The 24587-nt window shown below is 72.4% G+C and carries 22 protein-coding genes and 1 pseudogene; 11 read left to right on the top strand and 12 right to left on the bottom strand.

Annotation, left to right across the window (positions count from 1 at the left end; all coding sequences use genetic code 11):
- Window positions 1-4 precede the first annotated feature (4 nt).
- On the top strand, window positions 5-949 hold the full coding sequence (locus STRTU_RS05615) for a YihY/virulence factor BrkB family protein (RefSeq protein WP_159742520.1): 945 nt from the start codon (window positions 5-7) through the stop codon (window positions 947-949).
- 13 nt (window positions 950-962) lie between these two features.
- On the opposite strand, the gene STRTU_RS05620 is transcribed toward STRTU_RS05615, so the two are convergent.
- Window positions 963-1274: a 4a-hydroxytetrahydrobiopterin dehydratase gene (locus STRTU_RS05620; RefSeq protein WP_159742521.1), complete on the bottom strand. Its 312-nt coding sequence runs from the start codon at window positions 1272-1274 to the stop codon at window positions 963-965.
- 251 nt (window positions 1275-1525) lie between these two features.
- Between STRTU_RS05620 and STRTU_RS05625 the strand changes: the two genes are divergently transcribed.
- Window positions 1526-2347, top strand: coding sequence for a helix-turn-helix domain-containing protein (locus tag STRTU_RS05625; RefSeq protein WP_159742522.1), 822 nt, complete (start codon window positions 1526-1528; stop codon window positions 2345-2347).
- An 89-nt stretch (window positions 2348-2436) separates the two neighbouring features.
- Here STRTU_RS05625 and STRTU_RS05630 read toward each other — a convergent pair whose 3' ends face one another.
- Window positions 2437-2853 (bottom strand): nuclear transport factor 2 family protein, encoded by a 417-nt coding sequence (locus tag STRTU_RS05630; RefSeq protein WP_159742523.1) that lies wholly within the window; start codon window positions 2851-2853, stop codon window positions 2437-2439.
- Window positions 2854-3051: 198 nt separating this feature from the next.
- Window positions 3052-3549 carry a lamin tail domain-containing protein gene (locus tag STRTU_RS05635; protein WP_159742524.1) on the bottom strand — a complete coding sequence of 166 codons (498 nt, stop codon included), beginning with the start codon at window positions 3547-3549 and terminating at the stop codon, window positions 3052-3054.
- Window positions 3550-3994: 445 nt separating this feature from the next.
- Here STRTU_RS05635 and STRTU_RS05640 point away from each other — a divergent pair, with 445 nt between their 5' ends.
- Complete coding sequence (locus tag STRTU_RS05640; protein ID WP_159742525.1) at window positions 3995-4459, top strand: SseB family protein; 465 nt, start codon at window positions 3995-3997, stop codon at window positions 4457-4459.
- A 244-nt stretch (window positions 4460-4703) separates the two neighbouring features.
- Window positions 4704-5756, top strand: a complete 1053-nt coding sequence (locus tag STRTU_RS05645) for a fatty acid desaturase family protein (RefSeq protein WP_159742526.1) — start codon at window positions 4704-4706, stop codon at window positions 5754-5756.
- On the opposite strand, the gene STRTU_RS05650 is transcribed toward STRTU_RS05645, so the two are convergent.
- Both STRTU_RS05650 and STRTU_RS05655 read right to left on the bottom strand, forming a co-directional pair.
- Window positions 5686-7098, bottom strand: coding sequence for an amino acid permease (locus tag STRTU_RS05650; protein ID WP_159742527.1), 1413 nt, complete (start codon window positions 7096-7098; stop codon window positions 5686-5688). The two genes, STRTU_RS05645 and STRTU_RS05650, sit on opposite strands and share 71 nt — an antisense overlap.
- An 85-nt stretch (window positions 7099-7183) precedes the next feature.
- Window positions 7184-9319, bottom strand: coding sequence for a phage holin family protein (locus STRTU_RS05655; RefSeq protein WP_159746719.1), 2136 nt, complete (start codon window positions 9317-9319; stop codon window positions 7184-7186).
- 221 nt (window positions 9320-9540) lie between these two features.
- Here STRTU_RS05655 and STRTU_RS05660 point away from each other — a divergent pair, with 221 nt between their 5' ends.
- Window positions 9541-10320, top strand: a complete 780-nt coding sequence (locus STRTU_RS05660; RefSeq protein ID WP_159742528.1) for an MBL fold metallo-hydrolase — start codon at window positions 9541-9543, stop codon at window positions 10318-10320.
- Entirely contained in the window at window positions 10320-10964 is a 645-nt protein-coding gene (locus STRTU_RS05665; RefSeq protein ID WP_159742529.1) for a DedA family protein, read from the top strand. The genes STRTU_RS05660 and STRTU_RS05665 overlap by 1 nt, the downstream gene beginning before the upstream one ends.
- A gap of 120 nt (window positions 10965-11084) precedes the next feature.
- Here the strand turns inward: STRTU_RS05665 and STRTU_RS05670 are convergent, their stop codons facing one another.
- From STRTU_RS05670 to STRTU_RS05680, 3 genes are all read right to left on the bottom strand, one after another.
- On the bottom strand, window positions 11085-12311 hold the full coding sequence (locus STRTU_RS05670) for an MBL fold metallo-hydrolase (protein WP_159742530.1): 1227 nt from the start codon (window positions 12309-12311) through the stop codon (window positions 11085-11087).
- 82 nt (window positions 12312-12393) lie between these two features.
- The gene (locus STRTU_RS05675) at window positions 12394-13608 is read right to left on the bottom strand and encodes an aminotransferase class I/II-fold pyridoxal phosphate-dependent enzyme (protein WP_159742531.1); all 1215 of its coding nucleotides are present in this window, start codon (window positions 13606-13608) and stop codon (window positions 12394-12396) included.
- 255 nt (window positions 13609-13863) lie between these two features.
- Window positions 13864-14349, bottom strand: a complete 486-nt coding sequence (locus STRTU_RS05680; RefSeq protein ID WP_246240140.1) for a GNAT family N-acetyltransferase — start codon at window positions 14347-14349, stop codon at window positions 13864-13866.
- Window positions 14350-14479: 130 nt separating this feature from the next.
- Here STRTU_RS05680 and STRTU_RS05685 point away from each other — a divergent pair, with 130 nt between their 5' ends.
- From STRTU_RS05685 to STRTU_RS05700, 4 genes are all read left to right on the top strand, one after another.
- A complete protein-coding gene (locus STRTU_RS05685; RefSeq protein ID WP_159742532.1) occupies window positions 14480-15961 on the top strand; it encodes a bifunctional phosphatase PAP2/diacylglycerol kinase family protein in 1482 nt (493 codons plus the stop codon).
- 223 nt (window positions 15962-16184) lie between these two features.
- Entirely contained in the window at window positions 16185-17000 is an 816-nt protein-coding gene (locus tag STRTU_RS05690; RefSeq protein ID WP_159742533.1) for a class I SAM-dependent methyltransferase, read from the top strand.
- 122 nt (window positions 17001-17122) lie between these two features.
- Window positions 17123-18301 (top strand): CapA family protein, encoded by a 1179-nt coding sequence (locus tag STRTU_RS05695; protein ID WP_159742534.1) that lies wholly within the window; start codon window positions 17123-17125, stop codon window positions 18299-18301.
- 37 nt (window positions 18302-18338) lie between these two features.
- Window positions 18339-18698 (top strand): VOC family protein, encoded by a 360-nt coding sequence (locus STRTU_RS05700; RefSeq protein ID WP_159742535.1) that lies wholly within the window; start codon window positions 18339-18341, stop codon window positions 18696-18698.
- Between the two features lie 322 nt (window positions 18699-19020).
- Here STRTU_RS05700 and STRTU_RS05705 read toward each other — a convergent pair.
- A pseudogene (locus tag STRTU_RS05705) lies at window positions 19021-19206 on the bottom strand (GNAT family N-acetyltransferase); the annotation flags it as partial.
- Window positions 19207-19353: 147 nt separating this feature from the next.
- Window positions 19354-20676 (bottom strand): erythromycin esterase family protein, encoded by a 1323-nt coding sequence (locus STRTU_RS05710; protein ID WP_159742536.1) that lies wholly within the window; start codon window positions 20674-20676, stop codon window positions 19354-19356.
- Between the two features lie 62 nt (window positions 20677-20738).
- Between STRTU_RS05710 and STRTU_RS05715 the strand changes: the two genes are divergently transcribed.
- The gene (locus STRTU_RS05715; protein WP_159742537.1) at window positions 20739-21305 is read left to right on the top strand and encodes a helix-turn-helix domain-containing protein; all 567 of its coding nucleotides are present in this window, start codon (window positions 20739-20741) and stop codon (window positions 21303-21305) included.
- A gap of 145 nt (window positions 21306-21450) precedes the next feature.
- Here STRTU_RS05715 and STRTU_RS05720 read toward each other — a convergent pair whose 3' ends face one another.
- Together STRTU_RS05720 and STRTU_RS05725 are read right to left on the bottom strand one after the other, a co-directional pair.
- On the bottom strand, window positions 21451-23496 hold the full coding sequence (locus STRTU_RS05720) for a DUF5107 domain-containing protein (protein WP_159742538.1): 2046 nt from the start codon (window positions 23494-23496) through the stop codon (window positions 21451-21453).
- A 108-nt stretch (window positions 23497-23604) separates the two neighbouring features.
- Window positions 23605-24510: an arginase family protein gene (locus STRTU_RS05725; RefSeq protein ID WP_159742539.1), complete on the bottom strand. Its 906-nt coding sequence runs from the start codon at window positions 24508-24510 to the stop codon at window positions 23605-23607.
- Window positions 24511-24587: the final 77 nt, after the last annotated feature.

Here is a 24587-nt window from a genome sequence, read left to right on the forward strand (position 1 = left end):
CGACATGGGCGGGAGCGGTATGCGCCGCGGGCTGGACCGGACACAGCTGGACCGGGCACTCGGGGCGGTCGGGCCACGGCAGCCGGCCACGCTGCCGACCTGGGCCCAGTGCCGTACCGCGCTGCGCCGTACGCCACTGTCCGTGTGGCACGACGATGTGACGGACTGGGCGGCGAGCCTCACGTACTACTCGGTGCTGGCGCTGCTGCCGTCGCTGATCGTCACGGTGTCGCTGATCGGTCTCGCCGATCCGCCGGCCACCGGACAGCTCATCAACCAGATCAGTTCGATCGCCCCGGCCGACTCCGGCCCGACCGTCCACCGGGCGCTGGTCGGGATGGCGCACCAGCAGACCGCCGCCTGGGTGGTGCTGGGCGGCGCCCTGATCAGTGCGCTGTGGTCGTCCTGCAGCTATCTGGCGGTGTTCCGCCGGGCGCTGCACGCCATGCACCGTACGAAGGACGACCGGCCGCCGTGGCGCAAGGCGCCGCGCATCCTGTTCACGGCGCTGCTGCTGATGGCGCTGCTGATCAGCAGTGCGGTGGCGCTGCTGGTGAGCGGCCCGATCGCGACCGCGCTGGGCCGGGCCGTGGGGCTCGGGGAGGCGGGCGAGGCGACCTGGAACGTGCTGAAGTGGCCGCTGCTGCTGCTCCTGGCGACGGTGCTGGCGATGGTGCTGTTCCGTTCCGGGCCGCCCAGCTCGCGCGGGGTGCGCCGGGCGGCCCCCGGCGGTGTGGTCGCCGTGCTCCTCTGGCTGATCTCCTCCGCCGGATTCTCCCTCTACGCCTCGTACGTCGGCACCTTCAACCGGCTCTACGGCTCGCTCGCGGGGCCGGTGGTGTTCCTGATCTGGCTGTGGTTCTCCCATCTGTCGCTGCTGTCCGGCGCCCAGTTCAACGTGGAACTGGCCCGTGCGGGACGGGTAGTACGCCCCCGCAGCGGCAGCTGATCCGCCACAGGGGTCAGCGCACCCCGTGTCCCGCTGCGATGTCCTCGATACGGCGGGCGAGCCCGAAGTCGAGGTGGGTGATCCGGTCGCCGATGCTGTGGGTGTTCACCGCGATATCGATCCGGTTGTAGCCCAGGGTGAGATCGGCGTGGTGCCCCAACTCCTCCTGGATCTGCGCGATATGGAGAACCATGGCGGCGGCCGGGAAGTGCCCGTGGAAGAGGTAGTGCCGACGCAGCAGCTCGCCCTTGACGGACCACCCGGGCAGCTCCGCCAGCCGCTCCTCGATCTCTTTCCCACTGAGCGGTTCCACCTGAGCATTCATCACGCTGGCCTCTCGCTGTGTGCGGGCCGCCGATGGGGCGGCTTTCGATGTGTCGCGGTGTCCGGGGCGCCGACTGCTCTGCGTGCTCCTGGGTGGCGGCCGCGCCGCTTCCAGCGTGGCACGCGGAGGGCGCTTTCGCCCGTAAGAGAGGCAGGGCGGCCGTTACCGGCCGGGGCGGGCACCTCGGCCACCGGCGTTCCCGTACGGGCGGCGCCCGCTCGCGCCCACCGCCCTCGGCTACCGTCCCTCCCATGACAACTGCTGCGGCTTCTTCGCCGGAGACGGCCACGAGCGTGGGTGTCGGGGCGCTGTTGCGCGCATGGCGCGACCGGCGCCGGATCAGCCAGCTGGAACTGGCCCTGCGCGCCGACTCCTCCGCCCGCCACATCAGCTTCATCGAGACCGGCCGCTCCCGCCCCAGCCAGGAGATGGTGCTCCGGCTCGCCGAACATCTCGACGTCCCCGTACGGGAGCGCAACGCCCTGCTGATCGCGGCGGGCTACGCCCCGACCTTCCCGGAGACCCCGCTGGACGACCCGTCGATGGCCGCCCTGCGCTCCGGCGTGGAACGCCTGCTGGCCGCCTACGAACCATTTCCGGCGCTGGTGTTCGACGGGACCTACGACGTCCAGGCGGCGAACCGCGGCATCACCATGCTGCTGGAGGGCGTCGCCCCCTCGCTGCTCCAGCCGCCGCTGAACGCCATGCGGATCACCATGCACCCCGACGGTCTGGCCCCCCGCATCCGCAACTACCGGGAGTGGCGCGGCCACCTTCTCTCCCAGATGGAGCGCCAGTTGGCCCTGATGCGCTCCGCTCCCCTGCGCGCCCTCTACGACGAGGTGGCCGCCTACCCCCTGCCACCGGGCGGCCACACATCGGCAGCCCTCGGCGACCACAGCCCCTTCGCCCTCCCCATGATGATCGAACACCACCACACCGTGCTGTCCTTCGTCTCCACCATCGCCACCTTCAACACCCCCATGGACGTCACCGTCTCCGAACTGGCCGTGGAAACCTTCCTGCCGGCCGACGCGGAGACGGCGGACTTTCTCCGGAGGGTGGCGCTGTAGTGGGGCCACCGCCGGGGCCGCTCTGAGTGCTCGGAGACCGGCCGGCCCCGGCAGTGCCGCTCAGCCGACCACGAGTGCGGCCGACAGGCTCAAACAGCCGGCACCCGGTCGAGGAACCCGAGGACGGACCGTATCCGCCCGTCCTCCCCCAGCCGCACCACATCGAACCCGGCCACCGGCGCAGCCCCGTCCGCCACACTGACCAGCTCCCACCCGAACCGTGCAAGGTCGTGGTGGCCGTCCACCGCGCCCAGCTGCCGGAACTCATAACCGGGGAACTGCGCATGGGCCCCGGCAATCGCAGCCACCAGTCCGTCATGCCCCGCAACATCGGCCAGCGGATCGGTGTACGTCACGTCCGCACAGAACGCCGCCGCCACGGCCTTCCCCAGCGCCCCCTCCTCCGTCGCGTTCCATGCCTCGAAGTACCGCGCAACGGCCGCCACATACCGGTCCCCCGCGTGGCCAGACGACTGCTGAACGCCCTGCTCCTGATGCTGCGTCACGACGTACTCCCACTCCTCGAATCACATGCCGCGCGCTGCCTGCTGCCTGCTGCGTGAACAGCACCACGGCCTGACACCGGTTCACGGGCCGGAGTGCGCCGGCCCGTGAACCGATGCCTTCACCTTGCCGGGCGGCCGGGTGGGGGTCGATTACGCGGGAGGTAATGGCGGAGTGCTCCCGCGTAATCGCCCCCTCGCTCAGCTGTGGAAGCGGATGTAGCCGTCGCCGTCGGAGTCGGATCCACGCTTCGTGTAGGAGTGGACGTCCGAGCGGCTGCCGGAGGGCTTGTACAGGTAGATGGTGTCGCGGTCGTTGTTCCACAGGAAGTTGCAGTTGTCGCGGTAGACCACGTTGTACTTGTCGGAGTCGGTGCCGTGACCGCCGCGGAGCTTCACATAGTCCCCGAGCTGAAGGTAGTGACTGGCGGTGAAGGTGAAGCGATTGCCGGTGGCGTCCTTCACCACATAGCCCTTGAGGTTGACGGTCCCCGACGAGTAGTTCTTGATCGTCAGGTATTCCTGAGCGCTGTTGCCCGAGGAGCATCTGTTGGAGTCCGGACCGGGCGCGTCGTACTGGACACCCCGAATCTTCAACGCCGAGTGGTACTCCGCGGCTTGGGCCGGCGCGGCGGCAAGAACGGACAGCGCACCGGCTACGACGGCAGCGGCAGCAGCGACGACAGGACGCTTACGCAAGAGATCCTCCACAGTTTGACGAGCTTGTGTTGCATGTGCAGGACCTGCGAATGGTGGCGATGGTTGCACGATGAACAACAGTGATCGGACTCGACCGGAGGGGGGAGAACTTCGCCCACGAATGCACGTCCGGGGCCCCGGGGCACACGGCGCGGCAGCCGCGGTGCGGGACCGTGGCCAGTCACTCTTTTGGCCTATGCGCCGCGATGTGAGCCCGGATGTGCCATTCGGGTGGCCGCGGGGCCCCAAGGGATCCGTTCGCCGTCACCGCCGCGTCGCTGATCGTGGGCGTTGCGCAGAACGTGGGGCGGCATAGCCTGGGGGGTATTGCCACGCTTGTCCCGGCCCCGTGCCGCTGGGCGGCATCCGGCGGCGACTGCGGCAAGCCCGGGTCCGCCCGTGCCGAGCGGGTGGTCGGTGAGCAACGCCGACGAGAGGACACGCCATGAGCAACCCGACACCCGACGAAAACGCGCCCCCGAGCCAGGCCACGTCCCCCGAGGGAGCGCCGTCCGCGGCGGAGGAGGCGAATACCCAGGCCGCGCTGGTGGATCTTGCGAACAGCATGGCCCTGCTGCCGCAGGCGCCGCCGGCCGAGGGCGAGGAGGCGCAGCCGGAGGGCGCTATCTCGCTGCCGGTCATCGAGCAGGACGGCAACCGGTACGTCCCCGTCTTCACCACCGAGGACGCGCTGGTGGCGGCCGGGGGAGATCCTGGCGCCGCGCTCAGCATCCCCGTCGTCGAACTGGCCGCTAACTGGCCGGCGGACGATCTGTGGCTGGCGGTCAATCCGTCCACGGAGGAGGGGCTCGCCCTTCCGCCCGACTTGGTGCGGGCGCTGCCGGTCTTCAGCCAAGCCGGTGCGCAGGGTGGTGGGCCTGGGGAGCCGGGCCAGGGCTCTATGGGATAGCGGGGCCGAACGGATAGCACGGCGGCCCTGGTCCCGCCAGGAGCAGCCTCGGCCGGCCAGCGCGCGGACGGGGCCGGGGTCGTCCCGGACTCCCCCGTGACCAACGCGCCACAGTTCCCCGTGACCGAGCCGGTGACGGGCGCGCCGGAAGGCAAGCCCACCCCCACAGGTACCGCTAACCCCCGGCCCGGTGCGGGGGCGGACCGGCTGTCCTGGTGGGTGCCGGGGCAGAAGACTCGGCGGTATGACGACGACGAGTGTTGAGTTCTCCCGTTCGGCTGCCGTTCCGGAAGCGGCCTCAGGCAGCGACTTCGCGGGGCTGTCGCGCCGGATCGTGGCGGCGGGGCTGTTGCGGCGGCGGCCCGGGTATTACGCGGTGCGGATCGCGCTGGTGACGATGGCGTTCGCGGGTGGGTGGGTGGCGTTCTTCACGCTGGGTGACAGCTGGTGGCAGCTGGCCGTGGCGGCGTTTCTGGCGTTGGTGTTCGCGCAGGTCGCGCTGGTCACTCATGATGTGGCGCACCGACAGGTGTTCCGCGGGCGCCGGCCGAGCGAGATCGGCGGTCTGCTGTTCGGCAACCTGGGGGTGGGGATGTCGTACGGCTGGTGGATGAACAAGCACACCCGGCATCACGCCAACCCGAACCACGAGGAGCTGGACCCGGACGTGGCGCCGGACATTCTGGTGTGGTCACGGGACCAGGCGCGGGCCGCTACGGGGCTGCCTCGCTTCATCGGCCGTTATCAGGCGCAGTTGTTCTTCCCGTTGCTGACGCTGGAAGGGTTCAACCTGCGGGTGGCGAGCATCCGGGCGCTGCGGTCGCCCACCATGAAGCATTGGGGAAGCGAGGCCGCGCTGCTGCTGACACATATCGTCCTGTATCTCAGCGCGCTGTTCCTGGTGCTGTCGCCCGGTAAGGCGGTCACCTTTCTCCTCGTCCACCAGGCGGTCTTCGGTGTCTACTTGGGGTGCACCTTCGCGCCGAATCACAAGGGGATGCCGACGCTGACGGGCGGCGCCCGGCCGGACTTTCTGCGCCGTCAGGTGCTGACGTCACGGAATGTCCGGGGCGGGGTGCTGACCGACCTCCTGCTCGGTGGGCTCAACTATCAGATCGAGCACCACCTGTTCCCCAGCATGCCGACACCGCATCTGCGGCGTGCGCAGGTGATCGTGCGGGCGTACTGCGCCGAGATCGGTGTCCCGTACCACGAGACGGGGCTGGTCAGGTCGTATGCGGAGGCGCTGCGGCACTTGCGGCGAGTGGGGGAACCTCTTCGTGGTCCGCGGGCGTAGCCGGCGTCGCCGTGGCCGCCGACTCCTCCTGGCGTGCCGTACGACGGGCCGCCATCCAGGCGTAGACGAGGATCCCCGCGAACAGGAAGAGCACGCCCTGGTAGATCGCGGCGTAACCGGCGCCGGCTACGAGCCAGAAGGTGAAGCCGAAGGCGGTCAGGGCGAGGGTCAGATCGCGGGCGAAGCGGGCCGGGCGGACCTTGTCGCGGCGGCCGGTGAGCAGGAAGTAGACCTGGGCGCCGGCGGCGAGGAGGTAGGGCACGGTCGCCGAGAAGGTGGTGATCAGCACCAGTATCTCGAAGACCCCGCCGGAGCCGATCAGGTAGTTGATCACCGTGAGGGCGCTGGCCAGTACGACGGCGGCGAGGACGCCGAAGGTCGGGACACCGCGCCGCTTGGTCAGGAACGCGGCGGGGAACAGCTCGTCCTTCGCCGCGGCGTACGGGGACTGCGCGCTCATCAGGGTCCAGCCGTTGAGCGCGCCGATGATCGAGACGACGGCGGCGAGGGCGACGACCGTGCCGCCCCAGTGCCCGCCGAACATCGCGTTCACCGCGTCGGAGAACGGTGCCTGGGACTTCACCAGCTTGTCGTGGGCGACGGTGCCGAAGACGGCGACGGTGCCCAACAGGTAGACCACGGCGGAGCCGATGGTGCCGAGGACGGTGGCCCGGCCGACGTTCCGCTCCGGGTCGCGGACCTCGCCCGCGCTCATCGCGGCGGACTCCACGCCGACGTAGGAGTAGAGCAGGATCGCCGCGGCCGCGGACATCCCGCCGAGCGCGCTGCCGCTGCCCTCGTGGAACGAGCCGAGGTTGGCCGGGTCGAAGAAGAACAGGCCGACGACGGCGATGAAGAGCAGCGGGATGAACTTCAGGACGGTGGAGATCGTCTGGACCAGGCCGACGTAGCGGGTGCCCGCGAAGTTGGCGAGGGCCGGGAGCCAGAGCGCGCCGAGGGCGATCGCGAGGTCGGTGGCGTCATCGGGGCGGCCCGGGAGGAGGACATGGACGTAGCCGACGATGGCGACCGCGAGCGCCGCGTTGCTGACCCAGGTCATGGTCCAGTACGACCAGGCGGACAGGAATCCGGCGAAGTCGCCGAACGCCTCGCGCGCGTAGACGTAGGGGCCGCCGGTGTCCGGGTGGCGCTCGGCGAGCCGTCCGAAGACCAGGGCGAGGGCGACGGCGCCGACGGTCAGTACGCCGAAGGCGACGAGGCTGACGGTGCCGAAGGGGGCCACCGATGCCGGCAGCAGAAAGATGCCGCCACCGATGATGTTGCCCATCACTAGGCAGGTGGCGGTTCCCAGACCGAAGCGGCGCGTGTGCCGGTCGTTCATGGCGTGGTGGGCCTCTCGTCGTGCGCTGTGCACCCGGCGTTACCGAGCGGGGTTCATCGTCGGCGATCGTCGGCGCCCGCCAAAATCAGCGGGGATCGTCCTGTGCGCTGGGGTCCGGGGAGGGAAAACCTGCGGGCCTGCCCGCCCCGCGCCGTATTTCGTCCGCGGCCGGTCCGAGGGGCAGTTGTGGCCCCTCGGCCTCCGCCAGCCAGCGGCGCAGCACCCGGTGCACCTGTTCGGCGCCGGTCAGCGGCTCGCCGTCCGGGGTGGGCGGGGTCAGCTCGACGGGCCACAGCAGGAAGGGGTGGCTCTGGGCGCCGCCCAGCCCACCGTGCGAGCCGATCTGCTCCTCGAAGGCGTGTACCGCACCGGTCGCCGGGTCGCAGGCGGAGTTGACCATCAGGTCGGCGGTGTGCGGGAAGCGGTCGGTGCGTCGTACGGCCTCGGCCGCGCCGTCGCCGAACGGGGCCAGAGGGTCGGCGCCGATGAGGCGGCCGGTGGCGAGATGGTGCTCGCTGCCGGCCGGGCCGAGCACCACGGGGCCGTGGACCGCCGAGCGGACCAGCAGGAAGCCGATGCCGGGGTGGTTGGCGAGGGTGGCGAGCAGGGCGGGGTGTCTGCGGTCCAGCTCCTCGCGGGTGATCCGGCCGGGCACATCGGGGAACGACACCAGGCCGAGGTTTCCGGAGGCGAGCACGAGCGGCTGGGAGGCACCCGCGCCCGCCGTACGCTCCGGGCCCTGCCCCGCCGCCTCCTCGGGGCGGTGCAGCGCGGCCCGCGCCGCCTCCCTGGCCTCGGCTCCGCTCGGGGTACGGCCCGCGCGGCGGGGCACCGGCAGCCCGCAGCCGGCGCGGACGAGATCGCCCAGGCTCAGCCCGTAGCGCTCCAGGAACGTCGGGCCGTGGCTCTGGCCGTGGTCGGAGAGCAGCACCAGGCGGTACGGACGCGGTGCGTGCCGTGCGGCTCCGGCGATCAGCGCGATGGCCCGGTCGAGGCTGCGCAGGACCTGGAGCGCATCGCGGTGGGCGGGTCCGGAGTGGTGGGCCACCTCGTCGTAGGCGACGAGGTCGGCGTAGATGGCGGTGCGGCCGGCGAGCAGGTCGCCGATGACGGCCGCGACCACCACATCGCGCTCGACGACCGTGGCGAAGGCCCGGATGACGGGGTAGAGGCCGCCTCGTTTGACCCGCGGAAGTTCGCGGCGGAAGCGGGAGCGCAGCGACTGGGCGATCTCACGGAGGACCTCGGCGGCGAAGGAGACGGCAGTACGGGTCGCGTTGGCCGGGTCGGAGAAGTAGGCGAAGTAGCCGGCGCGGGAGCGGTTGTGCTTGCCGCGCCGGGCGGCCACCGACATGACCAGGGCGACCTGGTCGGCGCCGCCGCTGAAGAGGTTGCCGCGGCTGGCCCCGTCGTAGGCGAGCAGTCCGCCGTCGCCGGTGCGCTCGATGGCGCGGCGCTGGAGTGCGGCGGCGCCGCTGGGCCGGTTGCTGACGACGATGCTGCGGGTGTCCTTCTCGTACCAGCGGAAGGCCGGCAGATCCTCGTTGCTGCCGTGCAGGAGGGCGAGCTGGCTGGCGCCGGTCTGGCTGGACCAGTCGGTGCGCCAGGGGGTGAGGCGGTGGCTGTCGCCGGCCCAGCGGGCGACGGTCGGCATCAGCGGCCGCTCGCCCCGGAGAGCCTCACACAGCAGGTCGTGGCCGACGCCGTCGAGCTGGAGGAAGAGCGTGCCGGGCGTGGCCGGAGCGGAAGAACGGCTGCCCCGGCGGCCGCGGCGGCGTCCGGCGAGCCGGACCAGTCTGCGGTGGTACGCCTCGTCATTGCGCACCGCGAGGAAGGCGGAGGTGGCCGAGGAGGCGGCGGACATCGCGGCCGCGACGATCACCGCGGTCTCCGGTGCGGCCTGGCCGCGCCCCTCGGGGATCAGATCGAGGGCGAGCAGCAGCAGGGAGCCATTGAGGAAGAAGACCAGCAGGCCGAGGACGAGCGCCGGCACCAGCAGCAGGGCACGCACGAGAACGGGCCACACCAGCGCGCTGAGCAGGCCGAACGCTCCGGCACCCAGGGCGGCGGTCAGGGCGGTACGGGTGAGGCTGTCACCGCCCGCCGACTGCAGCCGGAAGTCGGGCAGCAGCCCGGCGAGCACCAGCAGCGTGAGGCTGGACACCAGCCAGACCGCGAGCACCCGGAACAGGGCGCCGCTGAGGACCTTCCACCCCGGCATCCGCACGCCGCTCACCTCACCCTCCGGCCCGCTCGGGCTACGGGCCTGCCGCCAGCATCGCACCAGGCGTCGGAGCGCGAGAGGGCCTGTGGATAACCGCGTCGGTCGCTCCCCGTCGGCCGTTTTCCGGGCCGGATGGTGGAGGATCGAGGGGACCGCACACGGGAAGCGAGCCGGCCGCCCGCGGCACGGGGGCGGCACGTCGGGACGGGAGGTGCTCGGTGTCGGTGGAGGTCACTTGGTGGGGGCATGCCACGGTGACGGTCGAGGACTCCGGGGTGCGGGTGCTGACGGATCCGCTGTTCGTGCCCCGGCTGGCCCATCTGCGGCGTCGGCGGGGCGCGCTGCCGCCGCCCGAGGCCGCGCGGGCCGATGTCGTCCTGGTCTCGCATCTGCACGCCGACCATCTGCACCCCGCCTCGCTGGCCCGGCTCGCGCCGGGGACCCGGCTGGTGGTGCCGCGCGGCGCGACGGCCGCGGTGCCGGGGCTGCGGCGGGTGGCGGTGGCCCGTGCGCTGCGGATCACCGAGCTGCGGGCGGGCGAGGAGTGCACGGCGGGCGCGCTGACGGTCCGCGCGGTGTCCGCGGCGCACGACGGGCGGCGGCTGCCCTACGGGCCGCGCCGGGTGCCGGCCCTCGGCTATGTCGTACGGGGCGCGGCCCGGACGTACTTCGCGGGCGACACCGGGCTGTTCGAGGCGATGGCGGCGGAGGTCGGGCCGTGCGAGGTGGCGCTGCTGCCGGTGGGCGGCTGGGGGCCGTTCCTGGGGCCCGGCCACCTCGATGCGCGGCGGGCGGCGCGGGCGGCGGCCCGTCTGGCGCCCGGCTGCGCGGTCCCGGTGCACTACGGCACGTACTGGCCGATCGGGATGGATGCCATCCGGCCGCATGAATTCCATGCGCCGGGCCAGGAGTTCGAGCGGCAGATGGCGCTGCTGGCGCCGGAGGTGACGGTGCACCGGCTCGGGCACGGCGAGTCGGTCCGGCCGAAGGTCGTGTGATGACGCTCGTCGGTGAGATCGGTGAACTGGCGCGGAACGTACCGCCGGAGTCGACACAGCAGGTGGTCGGCTATCCGTCGCTGTTCCTGCTGGTGGTGCTGGGGTCACTGGTGCCCGTGGTGCCGACGGGGGCGCTGGTCAGCTCGGCGGCGGTGGTCGCCTTCCATCACACCGCGCCGTTCTCGCTGCTGATGGTCTTCGCGGTGGCATCATGCGCCGCGTTCCTCGGCGATGTGGGGCTGTACTCCCTCGGGCGGCGCGGCAGCCACTCCCCCCATGGGTCGCGCTGGCTGGCACGGCTGCGGGCCCGCGCCGCACCGGAGCGGCTGGCACGGGCGCAGCACAAGCTGCGGGAGCACGGGGTCCTGGTGCTGGTGCTGTCCCGTCTGGTGCCCGCCGGGCGGATCCCGGTCATGCTGGCGTGTCTGCTCGCGGCGATGCCACTGCGGAGGTTCGTCCGTGGCGACATCCCGGCCTGTCTGGCATGGGCGGCGACGTATCAGCTCATCGGGCTGCTGAGCGGTTCGCTGTTCCCCCGCGCATGGCAGGGCGTGGCCATGGCCGTCGCACTGACCGTGGTGATCGGTGTGGCACCGGCCGCCTGGCGGCGCCTCGGACCGGCCCGCGGCAAAGACGGGTCGTAGTGCCACGCCCGGGTCGTAGGACCCACGCCCGGGTCGTAGGGGCACGCCTCCCCAAGTGCCTTCCGCGGACCGCCCGTTCGGGATACACAGACGCGCGGGCACGCGGACACGCGGACACGCTCAGCGCTCCGCCAGCACCCGGGAAGCGCCGACCGGCAGATCCCAGAGATCCTCGCGGGGGCGTCCGGTGGTGGCCCAGGCGGCGCGGACCCGGTGCAGCGGTTCCAGGGGCGGTTCGCCGGAGAGCAGAAAGGTCGACCAGTGCATCGGGGCCAGGGCGCGTGCGCCCAGGTCCTGGCATGCCTTGACCGCCTCCTCCGGGTCGGTGTGCACCGGCCGCAGCATCCAGCGCGGGTCGTAGGCACCGATGGGCAGCAGCGCCAGGTCGATGCCGGGGTGGCGGCGGCCGATCTCCTCGAACCAGTGGCCGTAGCCGGTGTCCCCCGCGAAGTGGATCCGCCGCCCGTCGGGCGCGGTCAGCAGCCAGCCGCCCCACAGAGTGCGGCAGGTGTCGGTCAGCGTCCGCTTGCTCCAGTGGTGGGCGGGGACGAACTCGAAGCGTACGGGGCCGCCGGGGGCAGGCAGTTCGACCGCCTCCCACCAGTCGAGATCGGTGACCTGGGTGAAACCGCGCCGGCGGGCCCAGGGCGCCAGTCCGGCGGGGAGCAGCAGCGGGGTGTGCCGCGGCAGCCGCTTGAGGGTCGGGGCGTCCAGGTGGTCGTAGTGGTTGTGGCTGATGACGACGGCGTCGACCGGTGGCAGGTCCTCCCAGCGGACGCCCACGGGGGTGACCCGTGCGGGCGTGCCGAGGATCTTGCGGGACCAGACCGGGTCGGTCAGTACGGTCAGCCCGCCGATCCGGATGATCCAGCTGGCGTGCCCGGCCCAGGTGAGCGCGAGGGTGGTGGGTCCTGCGGACGGCATCGGGCCCGGTGCGAAGGGGAGTTGCTGGATCTCCGGGAGAGTCTCGGGCGGCGGGCGCAGTTTGCCTTCCCGGGCGATCCGGGCCAGGGCGCGGACCCCGGGCAGCGGTGCGGTCAGCCGGTGGGTGAAGTCCCGCGGCCAGGTGCGGGGTTCGCCCAGCGGGCGCGGTGCGGCGAGCGGGGGCGGGGTGGCCGGTGGGGGCGGGGTGGCGTGAGGGAGGACGGGTGCGTCCGCGCTGGCCTGCCCGGTGGCCAGGGCCGGGGTGGGGCCCGAACCAGGGCCCGGACTGGGGCCCGAGGTGGGGCCCGGCGTGGCCCCCGTTCCCCCGCCCTGTTCGGCGCCGACGCCGGGTCCGGCAGTGGGCGGGAGTCGCTCGGTGTCGGGGGGCTGCTCGGCGAGGGAGCGCTCGGTCTGTTCGGTCATCGAGGGGCTCCTTACGGTGGACGGAACCGGGGCGGGTTCGGGGTGAGTGGCGGCGCGCGGGCGGCCGCCTAGGCGGCGGCGGTCAGCCGTCCGCGGACGTGGTGAGCCCGGCCAGGGCCCGGGACAGGGCGGTCAACGCCTCGGTGATGTGCGGGAGTTCCAGCGGATCGGCGGCCGCCAGGGCGTGCCGCCGCTGCTCCTGGCCGGCGCCCAGCAGCGCCTCGGCACCGAGCCGTACCCGCAGGGCACCCGGCTCGTCACCGAAGCGGTGCCCGCCGCGCGCCGCCCAGGGTGCCAACTTCCTTTCCAGCGCGTGCGATTCCACGACCCCCCGGGCGCCGAGGGGCCGGCGCAGCGGCTCGAAGTCGGCGTACAGATGGCTGCCGGAGCTGGGCGGACGGCAGACGGCGCCGGCCTCGGTGACGGTGTGGTGCAGCGCCGCGGCGAGCGCCCCGTATACCCGGGCGACGGTGGCTGTCCTGGCGCGCACCTCCTCGGGCTCGCCGAGCGCATGGGTGACGGCGCAGCCCAGCGGCCCCGGAAGCGGTGCGGGGACCGCGGCGAGCGCGTCCAGCACGGCGTCCCGGAAGACGGCGCCCCGGTCCGTGCCGGGGAACCGGGCCAGCGCGGCGGGCCAGGAGGCGGGCACCAGCGTGTCCCGCAAGTCGGTGAGCACCACGACACCGTCGGGCAGCATCTCGGCGGGGCTGAGCAGCACGGTGTCATGCGGATCGTGCAGCAGATCGCGGCGGGTCTCGTCGCTGATGACCCACAGCCCTTCGTCCGCCGCCGCCTCACAGACCTCGTACAGCTGCTCCGGCGCGGGGCAGGTGCCGGTGGGGTCGTCGGCGACGGACAGGACCAGTACGCGCGGGGTGTCGCCGTGGATACGGGCCCGGCGGACGGTCTCCAGCAGCGCGAACGGGTCGGGCACGCCGCCCGATTCCGCCGGTACGGGGGCGAGGTGCACCGGCCGGCCGAGCAGCCGGGCGGGGGGTGCGTACGACGCGGAGCAGGGCCGCGGCAGCACCACAGCCCCGCCGGCCGCGGCGTACAGCGCGAGCAGCAGGACCGGCGCCCCGGGGGCGGCGAGCACCCGGTCGGGGGCGGTGGCCAGACCACGGCGTTCCCAGTAGCCGCAAGCGGCGGAGCGCAGCGCCGCGGCGCCGCCCAGGGGCTCGGCTTCGGCACGGTCGGCGGCCGCGGCGAGGTGCGCGGCGAGCGCCGGGAGGACCGGCAGACCCACCGGCGGATCCGGGTCCGGCTCACGCTGCGGATCCCGGGCGGTCCGCTGCATCCGTACCTCCACTCCACGACGGCGGGTCGATCGTGGGCCCATCACATGAAGGACGGCCCCGTCCACCTTGGCAGATCAGGGGGGTGGCGACCGGGGCGACACGTCAGCGGAGTCGTCCCTGGGCCGGGTGCACCGGCTGCGGCTCACCCCGGGGACCGGCTGCGGCTCAGCCGGGCGTACCGACCGCGGCTCGTCCCGACGTACGGGCTACGGCTCATCCAGGTGGACCGGCTACAGATCAACCCGGCATACGGGCTACGCCCCTCCCGGCTCACCGGCTACAGCGTCAGCCGGCCGTCCCGCCCCCGCCTCGTAGCGATGCACCATGACCCACTCGCCGCTGCCCCAGTCCTGCCGCTCGGTGCCGCGACGCCGCCAGCCCAGCCGCTCGTACAGGGCGATGGCCGAGGCGTCGGTGGTCTTCACCTCCAGTACGGGCCGCAGGCCGCGGGCGGTCGCCTCCGTCTCGACGGCGCGCAGCAGCCGTCCGCCGAGGCCCGCACCGCGCGCGGCGGGTGCGACATAGAGCCGGCTGACCTCGGGGCCGCACAGCGCCGCATGACCGGCGATCCTGCCGTCCGTCTCGGCGACCCAGGCGGCGGTCAGCCCGTCGGGGGTCAGCCAGCGCGCCGGATCGTCCGGCCAGTGGTGCGGATAGCCGCTGTGGGTGTGCACCTCGGCCAGTACGGCCACACAGGCATCGAGGTCCCCGTTATGGCGTCTCCTGATCATCCGGGTCATCCGGGCATGGAAGCACAGCCGGCGGGTGGTACCCACCGGGCCCCCGGGGGACGCGCTCCGCGGCGCCGCGCCTGCCGCCTCCGCGGCGGGATCCTGCCTGTTCCAGGCCATCTGGGGTACAAGGTGGCGCATGCGATCGCTACTGACCCATCTCGACCGGCGGACCTTCGACCTGATTGCCGCGCGCGAATGGCCGGGCGCGCAGCGGGTGCTGCCCCGGCTGACCCGGAGCGCCAACCACGGGCTGCTGTGGTTCGGTCTCGCGGCCGGTGCGGCGGCGCTGGGCGGCCGGCCGATGCGCCGGGCCGCGCTGCGCGGAGTGGCCTCGCTGGCGGTGGCGTCGGCGACGGTGAACACCCTCGGCAAGCGCTCCGTCCGGCGGCAGCGCCCGCTGCTGGACACGGTGCCCGTGATACGGCAGCTGCACCGTCAGCCCATCACCTCGTCCTTCCCGTCCGGGCACGCGGCCTCGGCGGTGGCGTTCGCGACCGGTGTGGCCATGGAGAACAAGTGGTGGGGCCTGGCGCTGGCGCCGGTCGCCGCGTCGGTGGCGTTCTCCCGCGTCTATACGGGCGTGCACTATCCGGGTGATGTGCTGGCGGGTGCCGCGCTGGGGGCGGGCGCGGCGTTCGCGGTGCGCGGTTTCGCACCGACCCGCGCCCAGCTGGCGCCGCCCGCCCGGCCGCGCGCCGAGGCGCCCGCGCTGCCCGGCGGCCGCGGTCTGGTCGTGGTGGCGAACCAGGGGTCCGGGCAGCGCTCCGGCCCCCGCCCGGACCGGGCCGAGGAGGTGCACGGGGTGCTGCCGCAGGCCGAGGTGACGGTGTGCGGGGATCCGGACGGGCCGTCCCTGGACAAGGCCCTCGAAGACGCGGCGGAGCGGGCCAGAACGCTGGGTGGCGCACTGGGGGTGCTCGGCGGGGACGGCACCGTCAATGCCGCGGCGGCGGTCGCGGTACGGCACGGGCTGCCACTCGCGGTGCTGCCCGGCGGCACGCTGAACCACTTCGCGTACGACCTGGGGATCGAGACCCATGCGGCGGCGGCCCGCGCCGTGGAGACCGGTGAGGCCGTCGCGGTCGATGTGGCGCGCTTCCGGGCCGGGCCGCATCTGGAGGGGCGGCAGTTCGTCAACACCTTCTCGATCGGCGCGTATCCGGAGCTGGTGCGGATCCGTGAGCGGTGGGCGGGCAAGATCGGTGCCTGGCCGGCCGGGGTGCTGGCGGCGTGGGAGGTGCTGCGCACCGCCGAGCCGCTGACCGTGCGGATCAATGGCGAGCAGCGCGCCGTATGGCTGCTGTTCGTCGGCAACTGCCAATACCGGGGGCTGGGGTTCGCGCCGGTGCGGCGGCACGATCTGGCGGACGGGGTGCTCGATGTGCGGGTGGTGCACGGCGGCCGGCTGGCCCGCACCCGGCTGCTCCTCGCGGCCCTGACGGGCACCCCGCGCAGCTCTCCGGTGCTCGGTGAGGCGCGGCTGTCCCGGCTGCGGGTCAGCGACCTCCCGGCGGACACCGGGCTGGCATTCGACGGCGAAGTCGCTGCCGCGCCAAGCGAGTTGACGCTGGAGAAGCAGAACGAGGCACTGACGGTGTATCGCCTCCTGCCGGAATGAGGCCCGCCCGGATAAGGGCGGCCGAGTGGGCGGCGAGCACCAAGGACTGCCGCACTGCTCGAATAGCGAGACGCCACTCTCATCATTCGGGAAGCGGCGTACGGTGTGAGCACCACGCCGAGGGGCGGCCGCAGCGCGGTGCGGGCGGCCGTCCGGGCGGCGACCGGGGTGCCGCCGCGCGCCGCCCGGTCGCCCTCCGACGACGCATGCGAAGGAGCCGACCATGCCGCAGGAATCCGCCGTCTACACCCATGGACACCACGAGTCCGTACTGCGCTCCCACACCTGGCGGACCGCCGCCAACTCGGCCGGATACCTGCTCGATGCGCTCCGTCCGCACATGCGGATCCTGGACATCGGCTGCGGCCCCGGCACCATCACCGCCGATCTCGCCGCGCTGGTGCCGGGCGGACAGGTCACCGGCCTGGAGTACGCACCGGAAGTCCTGGAGCAGGCGCGCGCCACGGCCACCGACCGCGGGGTGACGAACGTCCGCTTCGCGGTCGGCGATGTCCACGCACTGGACTACCCCGATGACACCTTCTGCGTGGTGCACGCCCATCAAGTCCTCCAGCACGTGGGGGATCCCGTCCAGGCGCTGCGCGAGATGCGCCGGGTCACCAAGCCCGGCGGGATCGTCGCCGTCCGCGATTCGGACTACGCGGCGATGACGTGGTACCCGGAGTCCGACGGGATGACCGACTGGCTGCGGCTGTACCGGCGGGTGGCCCGCGCCAACGGAGGCGAACCGGACGCCGGACGCCGACTGCACGCCTGGGCACGGCAGGCCGGATTCACCCCCGACGCGATCACCGCCACGGCCGCCACCTGGCTCTACCGCACCCCCGAGGAGCGCTCCTGGTGGAGCGAACTCTGGGCGGACCGCACGGTCAGCTCCTCGTATGCGCGCATCGCGGTGGACGGCGGGCACGCCACGGCGGCGGAGCTGCACCGGATCGCACGGGCCTGGCGCTCCTGGGGCGCCGAGGAGGACGGCTGGTTCGGCATCCTGCACGGCGAGATCCTCTGCCGCGCCTGACGGCGGCGCGGGGTGCCGGGAGCAGGTCAACCGCTCCGCCCCGCCCCGCCCCGTCCCTCCGACGGCCCAGCCGCACCCCCTCCCCGGCAGATAAATCCTATTAATCCCGATATGCATGGGGCGTGACCCCACAACGACGCCTGGCCGCGATAGCGGCGCTGACCCTCCTGACGGCGGGCTGCGGAACCCAGCAGTCCGCCGGCCCCGCACGCTCCACACCTTCCGCCCAGCCGGGCGGCGCACGAGCCGTCGCCGCGGCCCACTTCACCCTCCTGGCCACCGGCGATGTGCTCCCGCACAACGAGATAATCCGGCGGTCCGGCGACGACGCGCACGGCCACGGCCATGACTTCCGCGCCATGTTCGCCGGGGTGAAGCCGGTGGTCTCCGGCGCCGACCTGGCGATCTGCCATATGGAGACGATCTACGGCAGGGACGGCGGCCCGTTCACCGGCTACCCCAGCTTCAAGTCCCCGCCCCAGGTCGCCGCCGCCCTCAAGGACACCGGCTACGACTCCTGCTCCACCGCCTCCAACCACACCCTCGACGACGGCGCCGACGGGGTACACCGCACCCTCGGCGCCATGGACGCGGTCGGCCTGCGCCATGCCGGTTCGGCCCGCTCCGCCGCCGAGTCCTCCCGGGTCACCCTGCTACGGGCCGGCCCCGCGAAGGTCGCCCAGCTCTCGTACACCTACGGCACCAACGGCATCCCGCTGCCCGGCAAGGCACCCTGGGCGGTCAATCTGATCGACCGGAAGAAGATCACCGCCGACGCCCGCGCGGCCCGCCGGGCCGGTGCGGACGTGGTGGTCGTCAGCATCCACTGGGGCACCGAGTGGCAGCCGCAGCCGGACGAGCAACAGCGCACCCTGGCCCGCGCGCTGACCGCCGCACGCACCGCCGGCCGCCCCGACATCGATCTGATCCTGGGCACCCATGCCCATGTCCCGCAGGCCTACGAGAAGGTCAACGGCACCTGGGTGGTGTACGGGATGGGCGACCAGCTCGCGGGCCATATGTTCAACCACAGCGACCAGCCGGACGGCCGCGGCAACCAGAGCTCGATGGCCCGCTTCACCTTCGCCGGCCCGTCCACACCCGGCGGGCGCTGGACGGTCCGCAAGGCGGAGTTCCTCCCCCAACTCACCGACGTCAACGACGGTTTCCGGGTCGTGAACCTCAACGCGGCGCTGGCCGGACAGCCCGGCCGCAGCGACTACGCACAGGCCCGGGACAGCATCCGGGAGATCGTGCTGTCCCGGGGCGCGGCGAAGAGCGGTCTGATCATGGCCAAGTGATCGCGTCCGGGCAGGTCCTCCAACTAGGGTGGCCCGCATGGACATTCTGGGGACCTCATTGCGGGTGTGCGTCGCTGATCTCGATTCCGCGATCGGCGTCTACGAACGGCTGACCGGCGCCGAGGCGATCCGCTTCCAGCGCGGCGGGGTGGCGGTCGCAGCCGTCGGATGCTTCTTCCTGATGAGCGGCCCCGAGGCGGAGTTGTCGGTGCTGCGGAAGATCACGGCGACCCTCGCCGTCAAGGACGTGGACGAGGCGGTGACCGACCTGAAGGCCGTCGGCGCGGACATCATCGCCGGCCCGCTCCCCACCCCCATCGGCCGCAACCTGGTGGCCCGCCACCCGGACGGCTCGGTCTTCGAGTACGTCGACCGGAGGCAGGACGGCGAGTCCTAGGTCGGGGACGCCCAGGCCAGGGAGGCCCATGGCGAGGAGCCCCGGGGCGTGCCCTACCGATCACTCCGATCCGCACGGCACGCCTCCGCTCCCTGCACGCGCCGCCGATGGGTTCGACACACCTGGCTTCGAGTCCGGCCCCGAGGCGGATCTCATCGGTCGCGTCCTTGTCGACACGTTCGGATCGGAAAACCCGCCCCCTTCTTCCTGGATCGGCGTACAGGCTTTGGCGCAGCCCGAGTACCTGGTCGAGGTCGAAGCCATGGCAGTTGTCCCGGACATTGCAGCTGTTGCCCCGGGCAAGTAGAAGCGCCCGCAATTCCTAACCGAGTTCCAACTCGGCATCGGAGAAGTCGTACACGGCGAAGTCGGTGACCGGGACGTATCCGATGCGTTGGTAAAGGGCGTTACTGGTGGGGTTGGCAGGGTCCGCGAAGAGCACAATGTCCGACGCGCCCGCGGCCAGCGCGGCCCTGCACACCTCGACCGTCACGGCGCCCCCGTAGCCTTGCGCGGCCCGAACGGGCCAGGTGCAGGGCGGAGTTCCCAGACACACAGCTGGGCGCCCTGATGTCCGGGCGAAGGCGGTGCCCCGGAGGATGCTGGGGGATGCCCGGGGACGCCGGGGAATGCCGGTGGACACGCCGACCAAGCGTCATCGCGCCCACTGGGAAAATGCCTCCTGCACCTCGTGGGGTGAGGCAGCGAGCGCGGCGCCATCTGGTTCGGCCGCAGTGACCTGTGGGAGGTGGACGATGATGTCGTAGGCGTCCAGGGGGCTCACGTCGCTGTAGAGAGTGCCGAAACGCTGCTGGGAGACGGTCCGAACGGCCTCGGTGTCGGTCGGTGACAGCCGCCGCAGGTCGGTGGCGAAGGGCCGGTCGGAGCTGGCGGACATGAGTGCGTCGAGGCTGCCGGGCCGGGGCGGCTCCAGGTCGGTGAAGAGCTTGCCGGCGTAGAAGTCGGCTGATGTGTTGAGGGTCTGGCCTGTGCCGTTGGTGACGCCGATGACCAGGTAGTTCTCCCCTATCCGGTCGGCCAGGTGCATGCCCAACGTCGCCGTCGGCCGCATGCCGGGCCACTGGGCCGGCCAGCGTTGGATGTGGCCGTTGTGCGCGGCCAGCATGATCCGGTCCTCTCGGCGCAGAATCCATTCGACGGTGTCCGCCATCGCGGCGTCGCGGTTGACGAACAGGCTCTCCTGGTCGCCACGGGCCAGCGCGCGCACATTGGCGTCGATGACGACGATCAGACGCAGTACGCGCAGCGCGCGCTCGTACGCATCGGCAGGGGTGCGCCGGCGGTAGTCCAGGCGCCGTCCTTCCATGCGCGCGGCAATCTCGGCCAGCCCTGCCGTCAGCGCATCCCGGCGCTCGCCAGGGAGCTGCCCGTAGGCAGTGACGGCCTGGGAGAGGGAGAACGCCGACGGCACGGCGAGGACGGAGGCGATCTCCCGGACGCTCGGATCCACCTCGAATTCAGGATCCGCCTCTGCGAGGTAGGCAATGACGGCATCCAAGCCGGGCAGCAGAGAGACATTCGAACCGGACAGGTCGATGCCGTAGAAGCCGACCGGCCGGGTTGCACCACGATTGCGCTGCCGCATCCACTCCAGATGAGAGCCCATCTCGGTCCACAGCCCCATCAACGAGGTCATGCCGTTCGCCAGGACGTGGCCGGGCCGGCCCTGGCCGCCGCGGACCCGGTCGTCGACCAGCCATCCCTCGGCGAATCCGGACTCCATCGCGTAGGCGCCGAACCCGTGGTGCTCGACCAGATACCGCATCAGGCGGTGGCGCAGCTGGTACGACTCACGGTTGTAGTGCGCGTTCTCACCGATCGCCACCACCTTCGCGTCGCCGATCGCCTCATCCAGCCATGCCAGATCGTCCAGCGGCTCGTCCGGGTCGAGAGTACGCAGCGGCTGCACCGCCTCGATGCTTAATCGGGCCGACGTCGGCGAGGTTTCCGTGGTCATTCTCGTTCCCCTTCATCCGTTCCCAACTTTGGGAACAGTACCAGATATGGGACCATTCAGAGATGGACATCCTCGACCTGCTGTTGCACCCGGTGCGGCTGCGCATTACCCACGCCATGTCCGGTGAACGGACCTGCTCCGCCGCCGAGTTGTGCGCCGTACTGCCCGACGTCCCCAAGACGACCGTCTACCGCCACGTCGGACTGCTGGCCGAGGGCGGAGTGCTGGAGGTAGCGGACGAGCAGCGGGTACGCGGCGCGGTGGAGCGGCGTTACCGGCTGCGCCGGGACCGGATGACGGTCGAGCCTGAGGCAGGCGCGTCGATGTCTCTGGATGACCATCGCCGAGGCTTCGCCTCCGCCATGGCCGCACTGCTCGCCGAGTTCAATACCTACCTCGACCGGCCGGGAGCCGACCCGTTCGCCGACTCCGTGGGCTACCGGCAAGGCACCCTCTGGCTCAGCCCCGAGGAACTCGCCGAGATGATCAGCGAGTGGCGTCATTCCTTCGCGTCACGCGCGACCAACGGGCCCGCCCCGGGGCGCAGCCCCCACCTGGTGAGCGCGATCTTCTTCCCGACTCAGAAACACGGCGATACGGCCACCAATGGTGAGTCGGACGGGAAATGAAGCCACCGTGCCCACCTCCGCGTCCGCGACCTCAGCTGCCTCGTGACAACAGCTCGACTGTCACTGGACACCGTCAGCCACGCCAATGCCGTGCACGACAAGCCGCCGGTGTGGTGGAGGACCAGCGGCCGGTGTCGCAGGCCGGCTACACCGGCCGCATCCGGTACTCGTACCGCTCCGGCAGCGGATGCACAGCGCGGGCCGCTGCACGGACCTCCTTCGTGACCGGGCCGCCGCCTGCGACGAGTTGTTCGGCGATGGCGTACCAGGTGGTGGCGAGGGACTCGTCGCCCTCTCGTAGGGCGGCGATGTCGAAGCCGGTTTCGAAGATGTCCCGGGCCGCGGCGGGCCGGCCCTGGGCGAGCAGTACCTGGGCGGTCAGCAAGCGGAAGCGGCCGTCGGTGGGGTCGGGCGGTCGTAGGGACGTCAGTAGTTGGGCGGCCTCATCGGTTCGGTGGGCCGCGAGGAGTGCCGGGACCGCCTCTCGGGCGAGGGCCGGGAGCACCACCTGCCAGGCCCGTGCGGCCGGGTCCGGTGCGGAGGCCGCCTGGGCCGCTGCGGCGCAGGCCTGCGCATAGCGGTCGGCGGCGCGGGCCGGCTCGCCCGCTTCGGACTCGGCGACGGCCAGGCAGTACAGCGGCAGGCAGAGTTGAGACGACGGACAGTCGGCGGCGTGTCCGAGGGCTCGTTCCCAGCTGCGGACGGCCTGGGCGCGGTCGCCGGCCTGCCACTGGGCGAGGCCCAGGTGGTAGTCGGTGGACGGGCCGGGCGGTGCGGACTCCAGCAGATCGCGCCAGGCCGGTGCGGTGACCACCGGGCCGGGAACGGGGCCGCCGGGCGGCAGGTCGCCGGTTCTCAGCAAGGTCAGCCATGGCTCCTGTTCGGCGCCCAGCGTGGCCGGGCCGAAGGGCGTACCGGGCAGGTCCAGGCCCGTGCGGGCCGCCTCCAGCGCGCCCCAGCCCGAGCCGGTGGCCAGCAGCTCCTTCGGTTCCTGGTCGGCGTACGGCAGCCAGGCGGCGTAGGCGGTCTCGACCTCCGACCGGGGCAGGGCGGACTGCAGCCGGGCCTCGACCTCCGCGCGGGCCGCGCCCCAGTCCGCGCCGTGCACCGTCGCGGGGTCGGCGTCCAGCGGCCCGTACGCCTCCAGCCAGCTGAACTCGGCGCCGGCGTCCAGCGGCACATGCTCCAGCTGGGTACGGGCCAGTCCGGCCTGGATCTCCGCATAGCCGCCGCTGCCCGGCTCGGTGAGCCACCGCTGCCAGCGCCGCCCGGCCCGCCCCGCGCCCCACAGGAAGAGCTTGCGGCCGCGCAGGGTGTCGGTGGAGGTCTGCACCAGACCGCGGCCGTCGGCGTCCAGGGAGGTGACCCAGCGGCGGGCGCCGTCGGGTACGTCGTAGAAGTAGTCGGCGGGGTAGGTGCTGCGCAGCGGGTAACTGCGGTCGGTGCCGTCGGCCTCGGGGACCGGGACGCGGCGCAGGGTCCGTTCGTAACCGAAGTGCCAGGCCGCGTCGGCGGGGGCCAGGACGCGAGTGCGTTCCCCTTCGGGCACGGCGGTGTTGGACCACCAGTACACCGGCACGGTGTGGTGGTGCGGATTACGGATGCGTACGCCCACGTGGAGGAAGTCGGAGCCCTCGGGCAGCCACAGGTCCACCTGGAAGGGGAGGTCGCGCAGCCGCTCCCACTCCCACAGGCGCAGCATCTCCCCACCGTCCGGGGCCGGGACGCGGGCGGCGTGCAGCGGGGCGCAGGAGAGCGTGGTGTGTCCGGTGGCGCCGATGTTCCACTCGATACCGCCGGAGAACCAGGCCCCGTTGAGGGCGAAGGCCGCGGGCTGCAACACCGGGTTGCGGTAGAGGAGTTCACGGTCGGTGGGCTTGTGGTGCAGGGAGTACACCCGGCCGCCGAGGCCGGGCAGGACGGTGGCCCGCAGCCGGTCGTTCTCGATGACCAGGGCGTCGAGGTCGGTGCTGCGGCGGGCCCGGCCGTAGCCGTCACGCAGCGGGGCGGGCAGGACCGAGCGCAGCGGTGCACAGCCGATCTGCCGCGCCATGTCGGCGGGCAGTCCGGCGTCCTGGGGGACCTCGATGCGGTGCAGGTCATGGCCGGCCCGCAGCGCGGGGAGGGGGTTGTCCGGGCCGAGGTGGGCGGCGGGGAGGGTCAGGGTGGTGCGTCGCACACTCGTGGCCACGGCTGCCTCGCAATGCTGAACCGGGCCACCTCGGCTACGGCGGCCTCCTGTTGACCATGGAACCGCGTGACCGCCGGTCTGCACAGGGCGGCTCGGTCCCGGGCCGGGTCAGGGTTGCGCAAAGACACTCTCAAGGAGATCGGCGAGCAGCGCCGCGCCCATCCCTTCGGGGTCGCGGTCCGGGTCGTAGATGGTGACGTTGATGCCCGCACAGCGCGGCGAGGCGGCCAACGGGCCGAGCAGCGCCCGGAGTTCGCCGGTCAGCAGACCGCCGGGGTCGGGGCTGTCGACGGCCGGCATGACGGACGGGTCGAGGACATCGGCGTCGAGATGGATCCAGAAGCCGTCGAGCGGGGAGCGCTGGAAGTGGGTGAGGACGTCGCGGGCCACCGTCTCCGGGCCACGCCGCCGGATCTCGCCGACGGAGGCGTGGCTGATGCCGAGGGCGGTCAGCTCCTCCTGGTCCTCGTCCACATCGCGGAGCCCGAGGGCGCACACGTCCTCGTCGCGGACGTACGGCCGCAGCCCGTCGAGGTCCGTGAGATCCGCCTGCCCCCGCCCGGTGATCTGCGCCAGGCCCTCTCCGGCCGCGGCACCGACCGGGCCGGATACCGCCACGTTGCCCGGGTGCCGGAAGTCGCCGTGCCCGTCCAGGTAGGCGACGCCGTAGCGCCCCAGCCGTCGCAGCGCGAGCACCGCGCCGAGCAGGATGCTGCAGTCACCGCCCAGCACCACCGGGAAGTCGCCGCTGCCCACATGCCCCTCTATACGGGTCGCGAGCCGGCCCGTGTAGGCGGCGAGGGCGGCGGCGTTGAAGTCACCGTCCCCCTCCTTCCACTCCCCCAGGTCGTAGCGCGGCGGCACCACCACACCGCCCTCCAGCGCACCGAGCCGGCGCAGCAGTCCCTGTTCGCGCAGCGCGCCCGCGAGCTTGTAGCAGCCGGGCACGGTTCCGGGCGCGGGCGGACGCAGTCCCAGGTTGGAGGGGGCATCGATCAGTACGGTACGGCGCATACGGTGATCGTCACACAACCGCACGGAAAATGGGGAGGGCCGGCAAGATGCGGCGAAATGGCCGGGCACGTCGGCTC

Source organism: Streptomyces tubercidicus, assembly GCF_027497495.1.
Taxonomy (GTDB): domain Bacteria; phylum Actinomycetota; class Actinomycetes; order Streptomycetales; family Streptomycetaceae; genus Streptomyces; species Streptomyces tubercidicus.

Excerpts from the sequence above, each read along its gene's own strand:
- STRTU_RS05615 (WP_159742520.1), top strand. The coding sequence starts at position 5 with ATGGGCGGGAGCGGTATGCGCCGCGGGCTGGACCGGACACAGCTGGAC.
- STRTU_RS05640 (WP_159742525.1), top strand. The coding sequence starts at position 3,995 with ATGAGCAACCCGACACCCGACGAAAACGCGCCCCCGAGCCAGGCCACG.
- STRTU_RS05700 (WP_159742535.1), top strand. The coding sequence starts at position 18,339 with ATGGACATTCTGGGGACCTCATTGCGGGTGTGCGTCGCTGATCTCGAT.
- STRTU_RS05625 (WP_159742522.1), top strand. The coding sequence starts at position 1,526 with ATGACAACTGCTGCGGCTTCTTCGCCGGAGACGGCCACGAGCGTGGGT.
- STRTU_RS05685 (WP_159742532.1), top strand. The coding sequence starts at position 14,480 with ATGCGATCGCTACTGACCCATCTCGACCGGCGGACCTTCGACCTGATT.
- STRTU_RS05680 (WP_246240140.1), bottom strand. The coding sequence starts at position 14,349 with ATGACCCGGATGATCAGGAGACGCCATAACGGGGACCTCGATGCCTGT.
- STRTU_RS05675 (WP_159742531.1), bottom strand. The coding sequence starts at position 13,608 with ATGCAGCGGACCGCCCGGGATCCGCAGCGTGAGCCGGACCCGGATCCG.
- STRTU_RS05725 (WP_159742539.1), bottom strand. The coding sequence starts at position 24,510 with ATGCGCCGTACCGTACTGATCGATGCCCCCTCCAACCTGGGACTGCGT.
- STRTU_RS05710 (WP_159742536.1), bottom strand. The coding sequence starts at position 20,676 with ATGACCACGGAAACCTCGCCGACGTCGGCCCGATTAAGCATCGAGGCG.
- STRTU_RS05690 (WP_159742533.1), top strand. The coding sequence starts at position 16,185 with ATGCCGCAGGAATCCGCCGTCTACACCCATGGACACCACGAGTCCGTA.
- STRTU_RS05650 (WP_159742527.1), bottom strand. The coding sequence starts at position 7,098 with ATGAACGACCGGCACACGCGCCGCTTCGGTCTGGGAACCGCCACCTGC.
- STRTU_RS05645 (WP_159742526.1), top strand. The coding sequence starts at position 4,704 with ATGACGACGACGAGTGTTGAGTTCTCCCGTTCGGCTGCCGTTCCGGAA.
- STRTU_RS05670 (WP_159742530.1), bottom strand. The coding sequence starts at position 12,311 with ATGACCGAACAGACCGAGCGCTCCCTCGCCGAGCAGCCCCCCGACACC.
- STRTU_RS05715 (WP_159742537.1), top strand. The coding sequence starts at position 20,739 with ATGGACATCCTCGACCTGCTGTTGCACCCGGTGCGGCTGCGCATTACC.
- STRTU_RS05665 (WP_159742529.1), top strand. The coding sequence starts at position 10,320 with ATGACGCTCGTCGGTGAGATCGGTGAACTGGCGCGGAACGTACCGCCG.
- STRTU_RS05655 (WP_159746719.1), bottom strand. The coding sequence starts at position 9,319 with ATGCCGGGGTGGAAGGTCCTCAGCGGCGCCCTGTTCCGGGTGCTCGCG.
- STRTU_RS05620 (WP_159742521.1), bottom strand. The coding sequence starts at position 1,274 with ATGAATGCTCAGGTGGAACCGCTCAGTGGGAAAGAGATCGAGGAGCGG.